Below are 16552 nucleotides of genomic sequence, written 5' to 3'. Positions count from 1 at the left end.
GCGTGTTCCCAAGCGGTCTAACCAGTGGTTCTCGACGGTTGTCCGTGCTGCTCGATGACAGTACAGCAACTACTCGGGCGTGCAGCTGGAATTCGATTGTTTCGTCGTTGAAGTCGGTGACTCTGATCTCTCGGTTGCCAGTGTTGGTCAACTTGAGTGTCGCTGTCTGAGGCTCATTAATGCGCTCGCCGCTGAGACTAACGGTGAGTCCGCTGTGCGTAGATGACAGCAGCGGTGTGAACTCGATCGAGTAAACCAACTTGCGCCGAGGTATGGCGGCACGTGCTGCGTGCACAGCAACGAAGGTCAACACTAAGCCGATTACCGCTGAAACTGCTGTTACCTGCTCTGGCCATCCGGCGGCAAGTGTCATAGGCGACATACCGCGGTTATAGCAGGTAACTGCTGATCAACAGGCAGAAGTTACCAATTGGGCACCGACTCATGACAAGCGTGCGTCAGTGCATCGGGGAGGGGCGCAGTCATGGCAGGCAACGGCCCGCCCCCAAAGGCACGCAAGGTACGCCGCAACGCCGACCCCGTGCCGCAGACCGTGCTCAGGTTCGAGTGCGCCGAGGCGTCCGAACTGCCCGAGTTCCGGATCGAGCGCGACGGCGCGCTCGTCGAGTTCGGGTGGCCCGAGCGGGCTCGCGAACGGTGGCGGAGGTGGATCGACTCCCCGCAGGCCGAGCACTTCGGGTCGTCCGGCTGGCAGGACCTACTCGACACCGCCCTCGCCGCGGCCGGTCGGGCGAGCCGTCGGCACGTGAGCGGTACGGGCCGCTCGGACGGCAACGACTGACAGGCCCGGAGCGAACGCATCACGTACTGGAAAGTCGATTCCGAAGCCCGAACAAAAATTCCCTTGCACAATGGTCAAGGAGTGTTGACCATTGAGGGCATGCCTACCGATGATCTTCCCGAGACGTTCCACGTCACCACTGACGAGCAGCTACGCGCCGTTTCCAATCTCACGCGTCACCGGATCATGGCCGTGCTCCGCTTCGAGCCCGCGACGATTACGCAGATCGCCGAGCGAGTGGGCCTTGCGAAGGGGAGTTCCAGCTACCACGTACGGCTGCTCGAACGGGCCGGCCTGGTGAAGGTGGTACGAACGCGGAAGGTCCGGGGGGTCACTGAGCGGTACTACGCAATGGCCGCGCGCGCGATCGTGCTGCCGGATCCGGGCGAGGGAGGCCCTGATGTGCTGATGCGGCATGCGGTGGCTGACCTGGAGGCAGCGCCGGCGGATGGCGAGCGGCACGTGCGGATGGCGCATCTGCGGCTCACCGAGGAGCAGTTCGCGGAGCTGGGGGCGCGGCTTGAGGCACTGGCGGACGAGTACCGGGAGCTGTCCGATCCGTCGCTGCCGGACGCGTCGCTCGTCTTCGCACTGTTCCACCCGGCTTCGCGCGAGCAGGCCGAAGGGGACGCCAAGTGACCTCAGACGTCCGGAAGTTGCCGACCGGGTTCGGACGGCTGTGGACTGCGCAGACGGTGTCCTCGCTCGGTGACGGGGTGTCGCATGCCGCGCTGCCGCTGCTCGCGTTGACGTTGACGCGGGATCCGATGGCGCTCGCCGTCGTCACGGCCGCCGGAACGCTGCCGTGGCTGCTCTTCGGGGTGCTCGGCGGTGCGCTGGTGGACCGCTGGGACCGTCGGTGCACGATGTGGGTCACGGACGCGGTGCGTGCGGTGCTGCTCGCGATACCGGCGGCAGCGGCCGCGCTCGACGTGCTGAGCATTCCACTGCTCGCGGCCGTCGCCTTCCTCCTCGGCCTCGGCGGACTCTTCTTCGACACGGCCGCCACGGCCTATCTACCGGATCTGCTCGGCCGTGACCCCGCGCTCCTGGAGCGCGCCAACTCCCGCCTGCGCGGCACCCAGACCGCCGCGTCGGGCTTCGCCGGGCCGCCCGCGGGCAGTGCCCTGCTCGCGCTCGGGCGGGCGGTTCCGCTGCTCGCCGACGCGGTCTCGTTCGCGCTCTCCGCACTGCTCGTACGGTCACTGCCCGCCGCACCCCGGCCCGCACCGCAGGCCCGTGAGTCGCTGCTGCGGCAGGCGCGGGCCGGCGCCTCGTACGTATTCCGGGATCAGCTGCTGCTCGGGCTCGCGCTGCGTCCGGCGGTCGGGAACATCGCCTTCCTTGCCGTGGAGACCGTACTCGCCCTGTTCGCGCACGATCGTCTCGGCATCGACACCTTCGGCTTCGGCCTGCTCCTCACGGCGGAGGCCACCGGCGGTCTGCTCGGCGCGGGCATCGCCTCCTTCCTGGGCCGACGACTCGGCACCGGCACCGCGCTGACCTGCACGGCCGCAGTCGAGGGACTCGCCATCCTCGGCCTTGCCGCCGCCCCGAACCCGTACCTTGCCGGCCTCGCGCTCGCCGTCTGCGGAGCGGGTATGGGCGCCACGATGGTGCTCGGCCCCTCCCTCCGACAGGCGATCGTTCCCGCCCATCTGATGGGCCGGGTCGCCTCCACCTCCCGCATGCTCGCCATGTGCGCTGCCCCGTTCGGCGCCTTCCTCGGCGGCTGGTTGGCCACCACCTACGACGTACGCACCCCGCTCTACGCCGCCGCCGGCCTCCTCCTCACCATGACCACCGTCACCGCGACCATGACCAGCAACCGCCGGGTTGAGGCGGCGCTGCGTGCCGCCGCCCCGGCCGATGATCCAGATCACCCGGAATCCCGGGACCCCGTTCAGGAGCGTGCCATTTAGGGCTCCGCGAGGTCGTTGAGCCAGCGCACGGCAGGCCCAACCTCCTCGCCTCGGCCCGGGAGCGTCGGGCGCCTGGCCTCCACGGGGGCAACGAGTCGCCCAGCGGGCCGGGTGCGCCGTCGTCAATCCTCGTCGTCCTGGACAGCCTCCGGGTTCCGGAGGGCGGCGGCCCGGGCCGTCGGGAAGATGGTGAGTGTCGGTGGCCAGCGACGTCGCCTCGCGTATCAAACGGCTCAGGCATGGCAGGTATTGCGTCTCCGCACGAACAGGACGATGGCCATATTCGATCTGAAGGGGAACCGCCTGACCGTCGAGCCCCTCAGAGCCGATCACCACAGTGGAGGCCCGGGCCACCGCCGCACGCCGGATCCGTGAGGCGAGGACCGCGATCCGCGACCAGCGCTATGAGCATGCTGTCGCGCTCGCCCGCGCAGCCCTCGATGCCGTACGCGAGGCCTGCGGCACCCAGAAGATCCACGACCAGGCGGCGAAGAAAAAGGCCGCGGAACGGGCACAGGAGGAGCGCTGGGCGGTCCTCATCCAGAGCGCCTACGCCCTGTTCAGCGGAGCCCCACATGATGGTTCAGCCCGATCGCACAGCGGAAGTGTTCCTCACGCCGCGAGGCTGCTTCTTTCGCGGCGCGCCGAGCTCCCCACGGTGACCGCATTTGCGGTGACAATGACGGCCATCGCCAGCCACGAGGCCGGATCGAGGCGCTCAGCGAGGACCAGCATGCCGATCAACGTGGCGCATACCGGGTTGATGCTCATGAAGACCCCGAAGAAGCTCGCGGGAACCCGGCGCAGTGCCAGGAGGTCACACAAGAACGGCACCGCAGAAGAGAGAACACCAGCAGCCAGCGCACACATCAAGGCTTCGACGGTGGGTTGGTGGGCCAGCAAGCTGGCGGCGCCGACGGGCAGGTAGAACACGGCTGAGACCGCCGCTGCCGCGGCCGATCCCTCCAGGCCCGGAAGACGCTTACCCACCGTGCGGTTGAGCAAGATGTAGCAGCCCCAGCAGCCAGCCGCGAGCAGTGCCAGGGCGATGCCGAAGTAGTCGGTGCTGGGCTGGGGGCGGGTAAGGACGACGACAGCACACCCGGCAGCCAGCGCACACACCAGGTCGATGCGACGGCGGGAGCCCAGCAAGGCCACGGTGAGCGGACCAAGGAACTCGAGGGTGACGGCGAGACCGAGGCCAATGCGATCGATCGCCGCATACAGCGTGACATTCATCGTCGCGAAAACCGCGGCCAGCCCCACCACGAGACGCCATTGCGCGCGGGTGAAGCATCGCAACCTGGGCCGGCCGGCGGCTATCAAAATCGCCGCGGCGACCCACTGGCGTACCGCCACCACTCCCACCGGCCCAAGGACCGGGAAGGCAAGCGCGCCGACCGCCGCCCCGGCCTGATTGGACAGGCCACTGCCCATCATCAGTGCCAGACCCGGCCACCGCGGTGCGATCGCAGGCGTGGCATCGGCCCTGATGGTCTGCGCCCGAGCATCGATTGTCATGCCATCACCATCTGGCACGCCACCGCGTCCGCATAATGCATCCCGTGCACGATCTATACGCTGGCTGCATGGACCGTGGGAACTTGGAGCTGAAGCACTTGCGGTGTCTGGTGGCGATCGTCGACGCCGGCAGTTTCACCGACGCAGCGATCGAATTGGGCATATCTCAGGCAACGGCCTCTCGCACACTGCTTGCACTGGAGCAGATCCTCGGTACGCCGCTCTTGCACCGCACCAGCCGCACGGTCAGCCCCACCACCGCTGGAGCGCAGGTCATCGCACGCGCCCGACACCTACTCGCCGAGACCGACGAACTGGTCCGCCAGGCCACCACCGGCCGCACACGGCTGCGCATCGGGCACGCCTGGTCTGCAATGGGCCGCCACACCGCCGAGTTCCAACGCCGCTGGCACAACCTCCACCCCGACACAGAACTCCACCTCGTCCGCCACAACTCACCCACCGGCGGTCTCGCCGAGGGGCTGTGCGACATGGCCATCGTCCGAACCGCCATCGACACTCGCCGCTACGCCCACCACTGCGTCGGCCACGAACCCCGGTACCTCGCTCTCGCCTCCGACGACCCGTGGACAAAGCGCCGAAGCATCCCTCTGGCCGAGACGCGCGACCGCACCCTCGTGGTGGACCGCCGCACCGGAACAACCAGCTTGGACCTGTGGCCCGAAGGCGCCCGCCCCATCGTGGAGTACACCCAGGATGTCGACGACTGGCTTGCCGCCATCGCCACCGGACGCTGCGTCGGCATCACCCCGCAGGCAACCGCCACCCAGTACCGCCGCGACGGCATCGCCTACCGCCCCCTACGCGACGCCAACCCCGTCCCCGTCCACCTCATCTGGCACCGGCAAGCCCCCCACCCCTCCACCCACGCCGCCACCGCCCTCCTGGCCGACCTCTACCGTGACGGCACCTGACAAGCGAACAAGGACCGCGCCGAGATCTTCGCGGCCATCCGACGGCGCATCAGCAAGTTCACAGGCCAGGTCCTTTCCTCCCTTCGATGCCAGGGTGCCGATGCCAGGGTGCCGATGGCAGGGCAGGAACTGTGCGTTGACCGGCGCGCTGCCGGTAGCAGCCGGGGACGCCCTACGGGCTGTTACCCACGTCGGTGGGCGAGTTGGTCCCGGGTCGTGACGGTGTCGGGGTGCTGCGGCCCGAGGATCCGTTCTTGATCTGCCAGCAGTGCGGTGAGTTCCCTTATGGCGTCGGCCGCGTTCCCGGTCTCGTCCCAGAAGCGGGCGAGGTAGCTGCGAGTCTTGAGCGTTGTCGGGTGGTCCGGGCCGAGGACCGGCTGCATCTTCTCCAGCAGGTCGGTAAACGCCTTGGTAACTGTGGCGCGATCTTCTGTGCGGGCTTGCCAGCGGATGAGGTCGCTGCATGTGAGCAGCGTCCTGGGGTGTTCCGCGCCCAGGACCCGTTTGCGGTCCGCCAGCAGCGCGGTGAGAGTGGTCACGGCGCCAGCAGCATCTCCGGCCTCGCCCTGGAAGTTGGCGAGGTTACTCCGGGTGATCTGTGCGTGGTGGTGTTCGGGGCCAAGTACTCGCTCCATGTCGGGCAGCAACTGGGCGAGAGCTCTGACGGCGTGCTCGGTGTCTCCGCTTGCCTTGCTTTGCCAGAAGGCAAGGTCGTGGCGGGTGAGCAGCGTGGTGGGGTGTTCCGCGCCGAGCGTTTCCTTGAGGCGGGGAAGGAGTTCCGCGAGCGCGTTTGCCCCGGCCGCGAAGTCGCCGTTTCGGGCCTGGCAGTGGGCGAGATCGTGGCGGGTGATGAGCGTGTCAGGGTGATCCGGTCCCAGCAGTCTTTGCTGGTCTGTCAGGAGAAGCGCGAAGGTCGTGACCGCGCCGGCGGTGTCTCCGGCGTAGCGCTGCCAGTGGCCGAGGTCGCTGCGGGTGCTCAGGGTGTCGGGATGGTCCGGGCCCAGTAGTCGTTGCTGGTGAGGTAGCAGGCTGGTGAGTGTGGCCACTGCAGTGGTCGGGTCTCCCGCTTCTCCCTGCCACCAGGCGAGGCTACGGCGGGCGTTGAGGGTGTGGGGATCGTCGGCGCCGAGGCGGCTTTGCGAGGTGTCGACGAGGCGGCGCATGTAGTCGCGCGCAGCGGTGGCCTGTCCGGCTTTGCCGAGGCTCTGGCCGGAACGGAGGAGCAGGGGGTGGGGGCCGGGCCGCCACAGAGCGTCCTCCGCGAGACTGCGAAGGGTCTCGGCGTTGGCACGGAGCACTTGAGCTAGCGCGATGTCGCGGTCGACCTCGGGCCAGGCGGCCATCAGAGCGTCAGCGGCAGCCCGGGCGCAGGACTCGATATGGCCGACCGGGAGGGTGTCGCGGACGGCTCGTTGGATGAGTTGGTGGACGCGTACGGCCCGGTGAGGACTAGTGGGGGTGTGGTCTATCAGGTTCAGTCGATGAAGGGTACGCAGCGTGCCGGTGGCCTCCTCGGCTGTGGTCTGCGGCGGTTCGGAGGCATGGCTCGGTGATGTGGCGGCGCGTTGGGCGGCGAGGTAAGTGAGGACTGGCGGGCTTGTCACGACGCCGGCGGGGATGCCGTTGGCGTCGAGCATCGCGGCCAGCTGGAGCATGGGGCGGGCCAGGTCCCGTGGTCGTGTCCGGTTGGCCTGCTCCAGGGACAACGACCAGGCGGCGGTCACTGTGACGGCCTGATCGTCGGGCAGTCCGGACGGGTCGGGCAGCAAGGTGTTGAGGGCGGTGTTCCGGTCGGCCAACCGCGTGCGGTACGTGGCGCAGTCCATGTCGGCGTCGATGAGGTAGGCGGCGGCCTGGGACAGGGCCAGCGGTAGGCATCCCAGATCCATGGCAAGGGCAGCGAGTTGCTCGGGGGACTCGTGGCGTCCATGGACGGCCAATGTGTCGCTGAGATAGGCCGCCGCTTCGGATGGAGTGAACAGGCCGACCTCCACAAGGCTGCGTTCAGGGCCGGTCAAAGCCGCATCTCGACGGCGGGTAGTGACCAGGGTCCGGCCACTGGGGCTGCTCGGCGGCCACAGACCGCGCAGGTGGCCGGGATCGGCGACGTCGTCCAGGACCACCAGCCAACGGCAGCCGCTGCCGTCTGAGGGCGGTCTCGGATGGAGCCAGGCAAGAAATGCGGACGCTGCCCGTTCTGGGGCAGACAATGGCCCACCGAGCGTCTCTCCCGCCGCCTGGGCGTATGCCGCGAGGATCGACTCCCGACTGGAGGCGGTGACCCACACCAACAGGTCCACCTCACCGGCCTGCCACATACAGCGGGCGTGGTGGGCGGCCAGCTGAGTCTTGCCGACCCCGCCGACGCCGGATAAGACCTGGCACCGCCCTGCTGTCCCGCCGTCGGTCGCGGCGTCGAGGACCTCAGCGAGGTCGGCGCGGTGCCGGAAACCGTCAGCTTGCCGCGGAAGGACACCCGTCTGGTGCGGCCACCGCACTGATCCCCGTTGCGGAGCTGCGTAGACGATCTGCTCGGCGAAGCCGACAGCCATACTGTCACGGCCAGCGGCATGGACCCTCAAGCCTTCCGCCGGAAACGCGTGTACCGCGTGAGGTGGGCTGGGGGCAGCCGGTCCGCTCAGCCCTGGGACGGACCGGGTTACTGAGGGGTGCCGACCCGCACCTCCCCGTTGATCACTCCAGCTGCGACCGCTCCACCTTCGGCATGGATGTCGACCTTGCCCTGGACAGCGAAACCGCCCGCCGGGGCCGCGGTTGACGGTGTCGCATCGGCCAGCAGCGCCCTCAACTCGGTGGCTACCAGCTCACGTTCTTCCGCAGTCAAGCTTTCCAACAACGTCTCGAAACGGGTCCGCCAGGAAATTTCCTCGATAATGCGGGCCCGCTCTTCCGGGTCCTGCCCCACCGTCCTCACGACGGTGGCGGTTCGGTCCAAGCGCTCCAACTCAGCCTGCTCGCGCTGGGCGTCTCCTTGGCCGAACAGCCGCGCAACCCGCTGGCGAAAACCCGCCCACAGGTCCGTGCCCGCGGCCTGCACCACTGCGGCGCCGCCCGCAGCAGCCAGCGCCATCAGTGCCTCTGCCAACGTTCCCCCACCCTCTCCGGCCGAGATTCCGTGGACGTAGCGCTCAACACATCACGCTCAGTGTCTTCCCGTAAGTACGCTCCGCAACGCGCATCGGTTCCGTGTGGGCGCTGGCAGCGGGATGGCACCTGGGCGCGGATCGTCACCCGGCTTCAGGCCCGGGCGGACACCGAGGGCCTGATCACCTGGGACGTGAACGTCGACTCCACCGTCTGCCGGGCCCACCAGCACGCCGCCGGAGCGGCGGAAAAAGGGGCCTGCAAAGGAACCGCCCGGCGGTATCGCCGTCGAGCCGGCCGACCACGGACTCGAACGCTCCCGGGGCGGGCTGGCGACCAAGATTTACCTTGCGGTGGAGCAGGAACAGAAGCCCCTGTCGGTCGTGATCACAGCCGGACAGCGTGGCGACTCCCCGCAGTGCGCCCCCCGTCCTGGAAGTGACCCGGTGCCGCGGCGGGGACCCGGGCGACCCCGTGAGCGCCCGGACCGGGTGCGGGCCGACCAGGCGTACGGCTCTCGCGAGAATCGCGCCTGCCTCCGCAGACGCGGTTTCAAGGCGACGATCCCGGTCCCGGCGGACCGCGTCCGCAACCGGAAGAACCGCGGCTCTCGCGGCGGCCGGCCGCCGAAGTGCGACAAGACCGACTACAAGCAGCGGCAGCGGTCGAGTGCGGCATCAATCGGCTCAAGCGCCACCGAGCGGTCGCCACGAGCTACGACAAGCTCGCCGTCCGCTACGAGGCGACCGTGCTGATCGCGGTCCTCAACAAGTGGCTGTGAGAAGACCTCAGTTGCGCAGCTCTTCAAGACGGTCGAGGTCGTCGTGAACCGACTCTCCTCAGCGGTGAGGCGGACTGCGGCGGCCTTGGCGAGCGCCGTCGTCGCGGTCCCTTCGTCACCGAGACGCCCAGCGACGTCCACTCGCAACACGAGGAGGCGGAGCAGTTGTACGGGCGCGGGCCGCTCGTCCTCAAGGTGAAGCACCCGGTCGATGACCTTCGCAGCGCCCGCCGGGTCCTCTTTCGAGTCCGCAAGGAGGGAGGCGTGGTGGAGGGCACGGGCGAAGGTCTCCTCCCCTTGTGTCGAGGACGGGTAATCGCACCGCTCACTCGACCCCGACCAGGCGCAGCCCCGCGGTCGCCACGGCCGCGGCCAGCACCACAACCAGGAACGGCACTTTGCGCCAGGCGAGCACGCCCGCCACCGCGACCCCGAACGGCCGGGCAAAACCGGCCGCCCCGTGCCCTTCCGTGAGCGCGGTCGTGGCCACCAGTGCGGCCAGCAGCACGATCGCGGACGTCTCCATCAACCGTGCGGCGCGCGGTGGGAAGGTCAGGCGGGAGCGCAACAGCGGGCCCGCGAACCGGAAGCCGTATGTCCCCGCGGCGAGCACGAGCATCGCGACGATGAGGGTGCCCGGGCTGTGCATCGCAGAGTTCATCGCACGGCCTTCTTCCGCGCCGTGGTGAGCGACAGTCCGGCCAATGCGAGGAGTATGGGAAGGCCGGCGGGCAGAAAGGGGACGGCGGCGAGCGCGATGGCCGAACCGGCCAGGGCGGCGCGCCGCTTGTCCCTGTCCGCGCGCAGCGCCGGGAGGATCAAGGCCAGCAGGATGGCCGGGAACATCGCGTCGAGACCGAAGGCGCCGGTGTCGTCGATGACGGTGCCGGCCAGGCCGCCGATTGCGGCTCCGGCCGGCCAGCAGACCACGATGCCCAGGCCGCAGCCCCAGTAGGCGGCGCGCCCCTGGGCGGTGTCCTTCTGGGCCAGGGCGAAGACGACCGTCTCGTCATTCATCAGGTGGGTACCGAGGAAGCGCCACGCGCCGCGTCCGAGGACGTCGGGCACCGCGAGCCCGAAGGGCAGATGCCTGGCATTGACCAGGAGTCCGGCGAGGACCGCGGCCACCGGGCTGCCGCCGGCCGCGATGATCCCGATGAACAGGAACTCCGACGACGCGGCGACCACGAGCAGGCCCAGTACCACCGGGAACCAAACGGGGAAGCCGGAGGCCACTGCGATCGCGCCGTACGAGAGGCCGATCACGCCCACGGCCAGACACACGAGCGCGATGTCGCGCAGCAGTGGCCGATCGAGCGTTCTCCATAGCGAATGCATGATCGATAGAATGAACACCCTGGACGGTGTTCGTCAAGGCGAACGAATGACTTCTGGAGCGAACGAATGACCCAAGCAGGCAGTACCGCGAAGCCCCCTATGAACTCCATCGCCGCCACCCTGCGCCGCGGCCGCCAGGCTGCGGGGCTCTCCCTGACCGAGCTCGCCCATCGAGCAGGCATCGCAAAATCCACCCTGTCCCAGCTGGAGGCCGGGCAGGGAAATCCGAGCCTGGAGACGCTGTGGGCGCTGTGCACGGCCCTTGAGCTGCCGTTCTCCCGGCTTCTCGATCCGCCCCGGCCCCGGGTTCAGGTGATCAGAGCGGACGAGGGTGAGGCAGTCATCTCGGCCCAGGCCGACTATCGCGCCACCCTGCTCTCCGCCTGCCCGCCCGGCGCCCGCCGCGACCTCTACCGCATCGACTCCGAACCGGGCACACCACACACCTCCGTCCCGCACGCGCCCGGAGTCGTCGAGCACGTCCTGCTCACCGCCGGCCGGGCCCTGGTCGGCCCGGCCGACGACCCTGTGGAACTGAGCCCGGGTGATTACGTGGCCTACCCGGGTGACCAGGCACACGTCTTCGAGGCGAGGGAACCGGCGACCCGGGCTCTCCTCGCCTCCGAGTACCTCTGATGTTCCGTCAGTTCCACAGCTGCCAGGCCGACTTCCACGCTCGACGCACTGGTTGCCCAGTCCGGCGAAACTCCGCTCGACCTGGGCTGCGGACCGGGCAGAGATCTCAGCACCTTCGCCAAGGCGGTCACCCCTTCCAGGGGGCGATCGGCATCGATTCCAGTCAGGAGGTGATTGAGCAAGCACGCGGCGTACAAGAGACCTCTCCGCGGGCGAGGTGCAACTGGGCGATACCCGCGATCCCCTCGAGGACTGCGGCATCGACCGTGCCCGGGCCGACCGCGTGCTCCAGTACGCGCCGGCATCAAGGACCCGCGTGCTTACGCCCGCCACGTCGTGGACAAGGTCGTACGTGACGGGGGCATCCACCGTCGATTGGCCGCGCAGGGGCCAATGAACGATGGCGCCCTGCCCACCGTGGTGAATGTGAGAGCCACCCTGTCTGATGGCGTGTGACCTGCCGATGTTGCAGTAGCGGGCGCTGTGGGCTCAATGGCGGAGAATCAGCGTCGGGACGTGGGTGGCGGTTCTGCGTCGGTATGCCTGCGGGCCCGAAGGGTGGCGAGGCCGAAGGCCACTCCTCCGGCGATGAACCAGGGGTTCCAGAGGGCCAGCGTCCAGGTCCGCTGTCCCACGCTCACGGAGGTGTCCAGGTGCGTTGTGTTGGTCAGCAGCAGCATTTCGATACCGATGCCACGGGCCAGTAGGAGGGCGCTGACACCCCATCCCAGCCACCTTGCCAGCAGAGCGGGAACGCCCCGGAGCCTGGACCGGGCAAGCAGCCATGCCAGCAGGGCGCCGAGGAGGCAGAGCGCACCCACACCCCACAAACCGGCTACGACGAACCACAGCGGGCGCTCGGTGGCCAGCGGACCGGCGGAGACGCTCAGCCCCACATCGCCGCCGACGGCCCAGTAGAAGTGCAACCCGGCGAACGCCGCTGCCCACAAGCATGCGATACGCCCCCACAGCGTGGACGGCTCTGCACCCGCTCTCTCCGGTTCGCGTTTCACCGTCGGCCCTCAGGGGCATCGCGCCTGTCAGCGCACGGGCCGTCCGCTTGCTGCGGCACCACGATGAACGCGGTGCCCTTGGTCAGGTCGATGCTGGAGCGGGGCGGCGCACCGTCGCTCTCGTCGTCCCGCCGCAGCAGTTCCACCCGCCGCTGCTCCAGCTCTACCGTCTTGTTTCCGTTCACGACCGCCGTGAATTCATCGAAGGCGGTATTCGACAACGACCGCCCCGCGCGCCTGCGTAGCCACGGGATCAAGCCCAGCCCCGTGACCCATCGCCACGCGCTCTCCATCAGGGCGAACAAGACCAGTTGACATGCGAATGCCGGGAACGACACAAGCCAAACCATCACAGATGGTCCCTCATCGTCCTCAACGCAGTTGACGGTCGGAAAACGACGAAGGGCTTGGCGTCGTTCTCATCGGACGCGCGGACCGGGAGATCTCGGGACTCCAGCCATCGGTCCGCGTGGACCGCTCGCACAGACACCCCGGCATCCAGCCCAGCAGCCTCGTATGCCAACGGGTGAGGGTGGCTTCCCATCTCGCGGCCGGTGCGCTCTGCCCAGAGCGGCACAGGCAGCTCGGCCCGCTCGACCGCCGCCGTTGGACTCGTCTCGCTGATTGCCATGGGATCACTGTTCTGGCTCCGCGGCGCGTGGGGATCGTACCGGCGCATGATCCGCTTCCCCCATGAGGCGGAGGCGCCGCTATGGAGATCCACCGTAAGGCGGAGTGCCGTGGGAGCAGGCCGGCTTCGGTAGGCCTGCCGGACAGCACAGCTACGGGCTGTCCGCCGGAACACTGACGAATCCACAGCCGGATCGCGGCGACGGTGACGTGCCGCGAAAGACGAACGCAAGACGCTCCGGCAGTACTCCCAACGCAGGTTCGCCCGTCGGCGCGTTGACAGGCTTCTGTCGACATGTTGCTATGGGGCGCTGCTCGGCTGGACCTGCGTCGCATTGCATGCCGCCAGGCACCGGATCGACCGCCACTTGACCGGGGCCGGCGCCCCCCGAACCCAGAGCGAGGACCCATGCCGCAGCGCGCCGCGACCATCATCGGCGGTGGGATCGGCGGCCTCGCGGCAGCCATCGCCCTGCACCGCCGGGGCTGGCGCGTCGAAGTGCTGGAACGTGCGACGGAGTTCACCGAGATCGGCGCCGGTATCTCCCTGTGGCCGAACGCGCTGCACGCGCTCGAAATGCTCGGCCTGGCCGACGCCGTCCGGGCGCTCGGTGCTGTCGAGGCCACGGGCGGCGTACGAGATCGCCGGGGCCGCTGGCTGTCCCGTACGGACAACGCGGAGCTGGCCCGCCGTTTCGGCCATCCCTTGGTGGTCCTGCACCGCGCGGATCTGCTGCGGGTGCTCACCGAGGCGCTGCCTGCCGACAGCCTGCGGTCGGGCAGCGAGGTGACTGTGGTCCGCGACGACGACCACAGCCTGGTCGTCGAACACCGTGGGGGCGCGTCCCGGCCCGATCTCGTGGTCGGCGCCGACGGCCTTCGCAGTGCGGTACGACGCGCGCTGTGGCCCGACGCGGCCGGCCCCCGGTACGCCGGTTACACCGCCTGGCGCATGGTCACCGAGCCTCTCGCCGAGCCGCCCGCCGAGGGTGCGGCGACCTGGGGACGCGGGGAGCGGTTCGGCTACACGGCGCTGCCGGGCGGCCGGATGTACTGCTTTGCGACCGCGTCGCTACCGGCGGGAACGGCCTCCAGCTCGTCGGAGTACGCCGAACTGCTGCGCCGATTCGGATCCTGGCCGGCTCCCGTCCCGGCCCTGCTGGCCGCCGTCCCCGCGGACGCGGTGCTCCGCCACGACCTGTACGACCTGCCGCCGCTGCCCTCCTTCGTCCGCGGCCGGGTCGCGCTGCTGGGCGACGCGGCCCATGCCATGACCCCCAACCTGGGCCAGGGCGCGTGCCAGGCACTGGAGGACGCGGTCACCCTCGCCCACTGCCTCGACGGCACCCCGGACGTGGCCGCCGCGCTCCGCTCGTACGACCTGCTGCGCCGCCCGCGGACGCAGGCCATCACCCGCCGCTCCGCCCGGCTCGGCGCGGTCGGCCAGTTGTCGTGGCCGCCTGCGGTGCTGCTGCGCGACACGGCCGCCCGGCTGACGCCGATGTGGGCGACGCTGCGTTCCATGACGCCGGTGCTCAGTTGGACGGCACCCGGTGACCCGGTGACCGCGACGGAGAGCGAGAGCAACTGATGCCGGACTGGACGTATCACCCGCTGCGCGGCTTGGCGGCCGCCGCCGTCGGCCGGCGCCGTTCGCAGCGAACCGCGCTGCGGCTGCTGGCGTCGATAGGCTCCCGTCCGGCCGGTGCGCGGCTGATCGCCCGGGGATTCGGCCATCGCCATCCACCGGAGCGGCTCGCGGGCGAGATCGCCGGCGTGCCCGTGACCGTCCGGCTCGGCATATCCGTCCCGCCCTCGCTCGCCCGCGAGGCGGTGCGCGCCATGCACCCGCTCGGGGCCGGTGTCGTCGAGGTGGCTCCCGTCTCGGCGGCCGACGCCGAGACGGTACGCCAGGCCGCCGCCGGCCGCTCGATCCCGGTTGTCGCCCGCGTGTGCGATCCGGAGGCGGAGGCCGCCCTCACGTCCCATGTCGACGGGTTCACCAGCAGCGGCGACCCGCACGTGGTGCAGGTGTCCGACCCGTCCGTGACCGCCGCGGCCGCCGCGCTCGAGGGGCCGGGGGCCATCGTGCTCGCCCGGCCCGAAGTGCTCGTCGAGGCCGGACCCGGCTGGTTCGCACGGGTCACCGAGGCAGCCACGCCCACCGCGCCCGCCCCGCGGCTACGGAACGTCGGCCGCGATCCTCGCCGCTGGCCCGCCTGGTGGTGGGCACTGCTCGTCGGGCTCGGTATGACGGGCGCCGGACTCGGTGCCGCGGCGATCACGCTGGGGCCGGTGCTGCTCTGGTACGACCGTGACTACCTCGGCATGACGCTGCACGACCTGCATGCCGCGAACCATCACCTCGTGCACTTCCTCCAGCACGACCGGATCACCATGGCCGGCACGATGGTGGCGATCGGCGCCCTCTACACCGGCCTTGCCGTGGGCGGGATCAGACGCGGCTGGCCCTGGGCCCGTGAGGTGTATCTGCTCTCAGGGGTGATCGGCTTCCCCACCTTGTTCTACTTCCTGGCCACCGGCTTCGTGGAGCCCCTGCACACGGCCACCACCATCGCGCTGTTCCCGATGTTCGTGGCCGCGGTCCGGCGGACCCCGCACGCACCGCGGTGGCGCCTGGCGCCCGAGGGGCCGGAGCCGGAGCGCCGACGGGCGCTGGTCGGCCAGTTGCTGCTGATCGTCACGGGAGCGGGGCTGTTCGTCGGCGGAGCGGTGATCTCGGTGGTCGGTCTGACCGGTGTCTTCGTCCCGACCGACCTGGCCTTCCTGGGCACCAGCGCGCAGACGTTGGAAACCGTGAGCCCTCGGCTTGTGCCGTTCATCGCCCACGACCGCGCGGGGTTCGGCGGCGCCCTGATGGCCGCCGCGGTAGCGATCGTCCTGCTCAGCGCGTGGGGCTGGCGGCGGGGTGAAGCCTGGGTGTTCTGGACGCTGGTTGCGGCGGCGGCCGCCGGCTTCCTGCCGGCTGTCGTAGTGCACGGTGCGATCCACTACCTGGACTTCATCCACCTCGCGCCGGTCTACTTCGGCATCGCCATGACCGGCACCGGCCTGCTGCTCGCGCGTCCCTACCTCTGCGCCAGGGCATCGGCGCGGCCGAAGGACTGACGGGCTGGCAGCCGTGACTGTGGACTTTGTGAAGTGAAGCAGGTCGGAGATGAAATCGTTGCCTGAGCTGGTTCTTCTTCGGTAGTGGCAGTGCCGGGCGGTGGCTTGGTGGCGTCTGCGCCAGTGGGACCAGTTCAATGCGTGGACGATGGGGTCATCGTCGGGTCTGGGGCGGGGAAGGAGAACGTCCAGGAGTCGCCGGACCTCTGCCACGGTGATGGGGATGGTGCTGGTGGTGTCGTTTCTGCTGCCCCCTTTTCGGTGGTCTGGGCTGCCAGGACGGCCAGGAAAGCGTGGGCGAGCATGGCCAGGGGATGGGCTGATACCAACGCGGATAGCGGCGGACCTCGTACTGGTCCAAGCCACACTCGTTCTTGGCGGCCTGGAAGGCTTCCTCGATTGGCCAGCGGGATCCGGCGCCCCGGAGCAGACCCGTGACCGTGGTGCCGCTGGGCGCGTAGGCGAGGTAGTAGGCGATCTCATCGGTCCTGGTCAGGCTGCGGCTGGCCAGCATCCACCGCTGGTGCGTGGGTGTGTGGCCGTCGAAGGCGTCGATGGCCGGCAGGCGGGCGACAGCCCAGCTATAGACCCGCGGACTCTTGGCGCCGTCACCGCAGGATCGTCGTTCCCATGCTTCGTCGGGAGCATCGGCGATGGCCTGGTCGATCCGTCCGAAGGGAGCGTGCAGTTGCGGGGACTTCGGCACGGCCAGGAGGTAGCCGACACCGGCTTCCTCCAGG

The 16552-nt window shown here is 69.4% G+C and carries 15 protein-coding genes and 3 pseudogenes; 9 read left to right on the top strand and 9 right to left on the bottom strand.

The window, feature by feature from the left end:
• Positions 1-484: 484 nt before the first annotated feature.
• From V2J85_RS24015 to V2J85_RS24005, 3 genes are all read left to right on the top strand, one after another.
• On the top strand, positions 485-802 hold the full coding sequence (locus V2J85_RS24015) for a phage terminase small subunit (protein WP_261953846.1): 318 nt from the start codon (positions 485-487) through the stop codon (positions 800-802).
• A 99-nt stretch (positions 803-901) separates the two neighbouring features.
• On the top strand, positions 902-1441 hold the full coding sequence (locus tag V2J85_RS24010) for an ArsR/SmtB family transcription factor (RefSeq protein WP_330822681.1): 540 nt from the start codon (positions 902-904) through the stop codon (positions 1439-1441).
• Complete coding sequence (locus V2J85_RS24005; protein WP_330822680.1) at positions 1438-2724, top strand: MFS transporter; 1287 nt, start codon at positions 1438-1440, stop codon at positions 2722-2724. The genes V2J85_RS24010 and V2J85_RS24005 overlap by 4 nt, the downstream gene beginning before the upstream one ends.
• 612 nt (positions 2725-3336) lie before the next feature.
• Here the strand turns inward: V2J85_RS24005 and V2J85_RS24000 are convergent.
• Positions 3337-4164, bottom strand: a complete 828-nt coding sequence (locus V2J85_RS24000) for an EamA family transporter (protein WP_330822730.1) — start codon at positions 4162-4164, stop codon at positions 3337-3339.
• Between the two features lie 149 nt (positions 4165-4313).
• Here V2J85_RS24000 and V2J85_RS23995 point away from each other — a divergent pair, with 149 nt between their 5' ends.
• Entirely contained in the window at positions 4314-5180 is an 867-nt protein-coding gene (locus tag V2J85_RS23995; RefSeq protein WP_330822679.1) for a LysR family transcriptional regulator, read from the top strand.
• A 182-nt stretch (positions 5181-5362) separates the two neighbouring features.
• Here the strand turns inward: V2J85_RS23995 and V2J85_RS23990 are convergent, their stop codons facing one another.
• Together V2J85_RS23990 and V2J85_RS23985 are read right to left on the bottom strand one after the other, a co-directional pair.
• Positions 5363-7303: a tetratricopeptide repeat protein gene (locus V2J85_RS23990; protein ID WP_474064968.1), complete on the bottom strand. Its 1941-nt coding sequence runs from the start codon at positions 7301-7303 to the stop codon at positions 5363-5365.
• 536 nt (positions 7304-7839) lie between these two features.
• Complete coding sequence (locus V2J85_RS23985; RefSeq protein ID WP_261953852.1) at positions 7840-8286, bottom strand: hypothetical protein; 447 nt, start codon at positions 8284-8286, stop codon at positions 7840-7842.
• A 352-nt stretch (positions 8287-8638) separates the two neighbouring features.
• On the opposite strand from V2J85_RS23985, the pseudogene V2J85_RS23980 reads away from it, so the two are divergent.
• Positions 8639-8878, top strand: a pseudogene (locus V2J85_RS23980) (IS5 family transposase); the annotation flags it as partial.
• Between the two features lie 38 nt (positions 8879-8916).
• Entirely contained in the window at positions 8917-9066 is a 150-nt protein-coding gene (locus V2J85_RS23975; protein ID WP_261953853.1) for a hypothetical protein, read from the top strand.
• 7 nt (positions 9067-9073) lie between these two features.
• Here V2J85_RS23975 and V2J85_RS23970 read toward each other — a convergent pair.
• The 3 genes and pseudogenes from V2J85_RS23970 to V2J85_RS23960 all read right to left on the bottom strand — a co-directional run.
• Positions 9074-9360: pseudogene (locus V2J85_RS23970) on the bottom strand (VOC family protein); the annotation flags it as partial.
• A gap of 31 nt (positions 9361-9391) precedes the next feature.
• The gene (locus tag V2J85_RS23965) at positions 9392-9727 is read right to left on the bottom strand and encodes an AzlD domain-containing protein (RefSeq protein ID WP_330822678.1); all 336 of its coding nucleotides are present in this window, start codon (positions 9725-9727) and stop codon (positions 9392-9394) included.
• Positions 9724-10404 carry an AzlC family ABC transporter permease gene (locus V2J85_RS23960; protein ID WP_330822677.1) on the bottom strand — a complete coding sequence of 227 codons (681 nt, stop codon included), beginning with the start codon at positions 10402-10404 and terminating at the stop codon, positions 9724-9726. The genes V2J85_RS23965 and V2J85_RS23960 overlap by 4 nt, the downstream gene beginning before the upstream one ends.
• Before the next feature lie 99 nt (positions 10405-10503).
• On the opposite strand from V2J85_RS23960, the gene V2J85_RS23955 reads away from it, so the two are divergent.
• Positions 10504-11040, top strand: coding sequence for a helix-turn-helix domain-containing protein (locus tag V2J85_RS23955; RefSeq protein WP_261953856.1), 537 nt, complete (start codon positions 10504-10506; stop codon positions 11038-11040).
• Positions 11041-11543: 503 nt separating this feature from the next.
• On the opposite strand, the gene V2J85_RS23950 is transcribed toward V2J85_RS23955, so the two are convergent.
• Positions 11544-11990 (bottom strand): DUF3995 domain-containing protein, encoded by a 447-nt coding sequence (locus tag V2J85_RS23950; protein WP_330822676.1) that lies wholly within the window; start codon positions 11988-11990, stop codon positions 11544-11546.
• 59 nt (positions 11991-12049) lie between these two features.
• Complete coding sequence (locus V2J85_RS23945) at positions 12050-12391, bottom strand: DUF6191 domain-containing protein (protein ID WP_330822675.1); 342 nt, start codon at positions 12389-12391, stop codon at positions 12050-12052.
• Between the two features lie 701 nt (positions 12392-13092).
• Between V2J85_RS23945 and V2J85_RS23940 the strand changes: the two genes are divergently transcribed.
• On the top strand, positions 13093-14274 hold the full coding sequence (locus V2J85_RS23940) for an FAD-dependent monooxygenase (protein WP_261953860.1): 1182 nt from the start codon (positions 13093-13095) through the stop codon (positions 14272-14274).
• The gene (locus V2J85_RS23935; protein WP_330822674.1) at positions 14274-15812 is read left to right on the top strand and encodes a hypothetical protein; all 1539 of its coding nucleotides are present in this window, start codon (positions 14274-14276) and stop codon (positions 15810-15812) included. The genes V2J85_RS23940 and V2J85_RS23935 overlap by 1 nt, the downstream gene beginning before the upstream one ends.
• A 134-nt stretch (positions 15813-15946) precedes the next feature.
• Here the strand turns inward: V2J85_RS23935 and V2J85_RS41405 are convergent.
• Positions 15947-16551: pseudogene (locus tag V2J85_RS41405) on the bottom strand (IS701 family transposase); the annotation flags it as partial.
• Between the last annotated feature and the right edge of the window lies 1 nt (position 16552).

Source organism: Streptomyces bugieae, assembly GCF_036352915.1.
Taxonomy (GTDB): domain Bacteria; phylum Actinomycetota; class Actinomycetes; order Streptomycetales; family Streptomycetaceae; genus Streptomyces; species Streptomyces endophytica.
The sequence above is the reverse complement of the archived record's forward strand: the minus strand, read 5'-3'. Positions and strand labels throughout refer to the sequence as shown.